At 51.5% G+C, this 4,794-nt stretch carries 7 protein-coding genes; all 7 read right to left on the bottom strand.

The features are described from left to right. Window positions 1-162: 162 nt before the first annotated feature. Window positions 163-729 carry a hypothetical protein gene (locus AC0QHF_RS08700; RefSeq protein WP_324703813.1) on the bottom strand — a complete coding sequence of 189 codons (567 nt, stop codon included), beginning with the start codon at window positions 727-729 and terminating at the stop codon, window positions 163-165. 18 nt (window positions 730-747) lie between these two features. Next, the gene (locus AC0QHF_RS08705; protein ID WP_324703814.1) at window positions 748-1,692 is read right to left on the bottom strand and encodes an alpha/beta hydrolase; all 945 of its coding nucleotides are present in this window, start codon (window positions 1,690-1,692) and stop codon (window positions 748-750) included. 15 nt (window positions 1,693-1,707) lie between these two features. Continuing rightward, on the bottom strand, window positions 1,708-2,382 hold the full coding sequence (locus AC0QHF_RS08710; RefSeq protein ID WP_324703815.1) for a class I SAM-dependent methyltransferase: 675 nt from the start codon (window positions 2,380-2,382) through the stop codon (window positions 1,708-1,710). A gap of 222 nt (window positions 2,383-2,604) precedes the next feature. Beyond that, complete coding sequence (locus tag AC0QHF_RS08715; RefSeq protein ID WP_324703816.1) at window positions 2,605-3,357, bottom strand: class I SAM-dependent methyltransferase; 753 nt, start codon at window positions 3,355-3,357, stop codon at window positions 2,605-2,607. 71 nt (window positions 3,358-3,428) lie between these two features. After that, complete coding sequence (locus AC0QHF_RS08720) at window positions 3,429-4,100, bottom strand: hypothetical protein (RefSeq protein ID WP_324703817.1); 672 nt, start codon at window positions 4,098-4,100, stop codon at window positions 3,429-3,431. Continuing rightward, on the bottom strand, window positions 4,090-4,530 hold the full coding sequence (locus tag AC0QHF_RS08725) for a hypothetical protein (protein ID WP_324703818.1): 441 nt from the start codon (window positions 4,528-4,530) through the stop codon (window positions 4,090-4,092). The genes AC0QHF_RS08720 and AC0QHF_RS08725 overlap by 11 nt, the downstream gene beginning before the upstream one ends. 120 nt (window positions 4,531-4,650) lie before the next feature. Next, on the bottom strand, window positions 4,651-4,794 hold a 144-nt coding region (locus AC0QHF_RS08730; protein WP_324703819.1), incomplete at its 5' end, for an HNH endonuclease.

The following is a 4,794-nucleotide window of genomic DNA, read 5'->3' on the forward strand; positions in this document are numbered from 1 at the left end:
AAACCCTGATGTCGAGGGAATTTCCCCTCCCTACACCCTACACCCTACACCCTACACCCCCTCTAGCAGCGCTATATATCATGTCCGCTTAAACAGTTATTATTCCTGGGTGCCATCTTCTGAAGCGGCTTCAAACTTTTGCCGATTGCCTCTTGCCTATCATCAACGCCGGGAGGGGGGATCGGTGTTGAGGGGTTCCACGTCGAAGGTGCGAATTTCCGACCATTCGCCCCATTCTCCGTTGATTTTTGCCCGGACTTTCCACGTCCAATTTAAGCGGTTACGATCGCCGATATAACCCGCGCTGATTTCGCGATGGGAAGACTGGGAAAGGGTGTCGATGTCGATGACGGGATTTCGGGCATTTTCGCCGATGACGTACAGGTGATATTGGGTGGCGCCGGGACAGTCGGACCAGTCAAAATCCCAGATTATCAGATCGGCGCGATCTTCCCGGCTATTATCTAAAATCGCCCCATTTTGAGGTATAATAGGGGTGGGAATGCAGGCCGAATTTGTCGCCGTTTTGCAATAATAAAGTCTCATGATTTCCCGAAAAGAAGGTTCGTCGGGTGACAAATCTTCAAAGGGGATGGGGAGGCGATCGGCTCGATCTTCGGCACAGGCGTCTCGAATTTGTTCCGGGGTGGGTTTGGGAGTGGAGTTGGCGACGATCCCGAAACTGAGGATGATGGGAAAACTCAAAGCGGCATAAAAAGTTCGTTTCATGACTCCCATTCTGCGAGATCAATTTTCAGAATAAAACGCCCGTTTTAAGGCGATCGCAGATTCCGCCAAGGCTTCCCGTCCTTGACTGAGGATTCCGGCGAGGTTGACGAAGGCGTGAATCGTGCCCGGATAGCAGGAGATTTGGACGGGAACTCCGGCTTTTTTGAGGCGATCGCCGTAGGCTTGTCCCTCATCCCGCAGGGGGTCGAATTCGGCGGTGATAATCAATGCGGGGGGCAAGTTGGATAACTCTTTTGTCAAGAGAGGGGAAGCCAGGGGATCTCGTCTTTTAGTGATATCGGGAAGATAAAGCCGGCAAAAATAAGCAATTGAATCGGCGGTTAAAAAATAGTTATCGGCAAATTTTTGGCGAGATTCTGTCTCGATGTCTACCTGGGTTGATGGATAAATAAGCAATTGATAAACGAGTGGTGGCAAGGAGCGATCGCGCCGCATCAACGCCACCACCGCCACCAAATTTCCCCCGGCACTTTCGCCCCCCACCGCCACGCGATCGCGATCGCCTCCGAAGGTTTCCGCTTGGTTGAATACCCACTCTGTTGCGGTGAATCCATCCGCGATCGCGGCGGGAAATGGATGTTCCGGCGCCAGACGATAATCCACCGAAACGACGATACATTTTGCCCCATTTGCTAGAGTCCGGCAGATGCTATCCACCATATCCAAATCCCCCAGAACGTAACCCCCGCCGTGGAAGTAAACGAGAACCGGAAATGGCGGGTTTCCGGCGGGGGTGTAAATGCGGATCGGCAGTTCCCCGCCGGGGCCGGGAATGGTGCGATTTTCCACCTTTTCCAGCGGTTCCGGCGGGTGAGAAGAGTTGAGGAACATCTGATTGAGGCTTCTCAATTCCGCCGGCGTCAGGGTATGGAGAGGGGGGCGATCGGACTCAGCAATCAGATTGAGAAATGCTTGAGTTTCGGCGTTTGGCGAACGTTCCATTTTCTCAATTTCTCATTAACGAGATTTTCTGTATTCGAGACAAAACTGCGTCACGTCAGGATTTCTGTCTTCCGAAAATTGACGGCGTTGAATTTCTTCCAATCCGAAGGTTTGAAATTGAGACAGTTCACCCTCCGACAGCGGCCAGGGCGGGCCGTCCGGGGGTGCTTCGGTGGGGCGATATCGGGTAATTAATAATAAGATACCGCCGGGGGAAACGAGATCTGCGATCGCACCGATCGCCCGCGATCGCACGTCCAAAGGCAGGGATTGAGTGATGCGAGATTCCAGCACGAAATCGAACCGTTCCCGCCACTCCGGATCGAGGTTCAACAAATCTGCGACGGTGTAGTTGACCGGGGAATCGGGGAACCTTTGGCGACACCAGGCGATCGCAGTTTTGGAAATATCAAAAGCCGTCACCTGATAGCCACACTTCGCCAACCCTTCCGCGTCATCTCCCAACCCGCAACCCAGCACCAAAGCCGTTTTATTGTTATCCCGAATCGGGTGATTTTCCAGCCATGCTTGCAGTTGGGGATGAACCGCCAATGTCGCCCACGGAATGCGGGCCGGATCGCCCCCAGACCAGGCGTACAGGTTTTCAAACCACTGGGTGGGATCGGGTTGAGAATCTTCGACCATTTCCAAAATTTTTTTTCTGAGATTTTCGCGGGAAATTGAGGACATTGACAATTGGCATTTAATATCGGCTATTTTGACCGCGATCGCTTCCGTTATCGAGATGCGATCGCATCAGTTAAAAATTATATCAGATCCGCTTGTTTGAGGCTGACTCGTTTTTGTGGTGGCAACCTTATAGGGTTGCCCGTTTTTGTGGGGGCAATCGTCTCGGGTTGCCCATCCTTGGGTGCAACCTTATAGGGTTGCCCATCCACAAGGCTAGGTTTATCACTTCAATTTCATCACAAAAAACTCATATCCATACCAATCCTTATATTTTCGATACATCTCAATCTCCTGCCGTTCCATCTCCAAAACTTCCCGGGCCTCATCATCATTTTTATAGATATCGGAGAGGGTATTAATTCTGGACTCCACCCCATCATAATAATCAGTCCAGCCGGTTTCAGGAATCGTAAAATGGTCGAGGAGTTGATAGCCGCAGCGAGAAATCATCTCCGGAACTTGGGACAAATGTTTCATCCCCGGATAGTTTTCTCCCCAAAACTCCGCCACCTCCGACGGCGGATTTTCCCGCAACCAAACCAACTCACTCACCACCAAATAACCGTCCGGTTTGAGACAGAGTTTCCAGTCCGTCAAACCCGTTTCAAAACCGATAATATAAATGGAACCTTCAGCCCAAATGAGATCGAAATGCGATCGCGGAAAGGGCAAGGACGACATGGTTTGATTCAAACCGGTAATCCGATCCTGAAAACCGGCGGCTTCGGCGGCGGCTTGCAGGCGATCCAAATAGGGTTGGTGGGTGTCGATCGCGGTAATTGTCCCATCCGTCAACCTCGCCAGTTCCAACGTATGGGCACCGGGGCCGCAACCGACATCCAAAATATTCGGTTTCGACAGGGATGGCAGCATCTGAAACGCCTTTCGGGTGTACTCATCGCCCCCCGGAGCCTCTCGAACCAGATCGGTGTGAATTTCCAAAAAAATATCATTCATATCGGGTAGCACAGGCATCCTGCCTGTGAAAAACTCAAATTATCATCAGTCAATCACAAGCTAGAAGCTCGTGCTACGCGAATTATATCTCAACTTTTGGCTTTGAAATCTTTAAAAATTGCCTGGAAGCCGTACATCAACCGATTCACATTGTTCGCCTTTCCGGGAACAATGTCGCACTCCCACTTCCGCTTCCGACTCGCCAGCAGTTTACCCGCCACGTCCGACGCACTGTTCGAGACAAAATAGCACTCCCCCGCCACCCGCAACTCCGACGCCAACGCCAAAAACGCCTGGGCGAATTCCAGCTTCAATTGGGAGGCGTAATGTTCGCAATTAACCGCCAGCAAAATCCGCGACGCCCGGGGTTCCCGGCGGTTATTCCGGCAGGCATCGGCTTCGATTTTGTACAGGACGCAGATATCGCAGTCGTACAACACCCGCAGGCGCCCGTGAACTTTTACCCCCATGTGAATTTCCAGCGGGGGTTTATTGGGAAATTCGATAACCGCGTGGGTGTAGGGTTGGGTGGCGTCGTAAAGTTGTCCGGCTCGCTTGCGAAAAACGAGGGTTTCCGGATTGTTTTTGTCAACATCTTTATAGTAAACCAACGCCCCTTCATTTCGAGCCGCTTTGACGATGATACTGAAGATGTAAAACTTGAACCGATCGCCCGCCTCTTTTTCTGTTTTAAAATCGGGATTGATTGTCGATGCCAACTGGGTTTTTATATCCCGCAACAGGGACGCATTAACCGCCATCTTTTTCCACCTCCGATCGCAACTGTTCCAACGTCATTTTTAACCGATCGCACTGCTGCGATCGCGCCGAGATCGGGTCGGGAGAAAATTTGAATAACTTCCCCTTTCCCCCCACCGCCGAGGCGAACCGGATTTCCGGCTTCACCTCCAAAGTCAGCGCTTCGTGGCCCAAAACATCCGCAATTTCTCGATCTATTTCCGCACCCGAAATAATGGCGCGATCGACCGCATCGATCAGCAATAATAACCGCTCCTGGGGGCTGTGATACGCCAATTTCAAATCGGGGGACTTTCGCCCCGCCACCATCTCCTCGACCGTTTTTCCGGCACTCACCACGTCCTCAACCTGTTCGGCGACCCAGGTTAATTCCAATTCGTTAAGTATTTCGACCAGTTCATCATAAACGGCCGAACAATCCTGTTCGTTCATAACCGTTATTCACAATAACAACTTAAGGCCCCCACCAGCATTTTCCTGCGGGAGATTAGGGGTCGAGAGAGATGTCACCATCTCCCCCTCCCATTCAAAACCGTGCATGAGACTTTCACCTCACACGGCTCCTAGTTCAGTCGTCTCATTGTCATGAGTACGACTCTTGCTTTGACTACCATCTATTGCAGTCTTGGCATCGTGACAGTGGCGGTGCAGCAGTTGGAGGTTTTTGTAATCATCCTTTCCGCCGAGGCATCTAGG

The sequence above is a fragment of the Lyngbya sp. CCY1209 genome, from assembly GCF_055795065.1.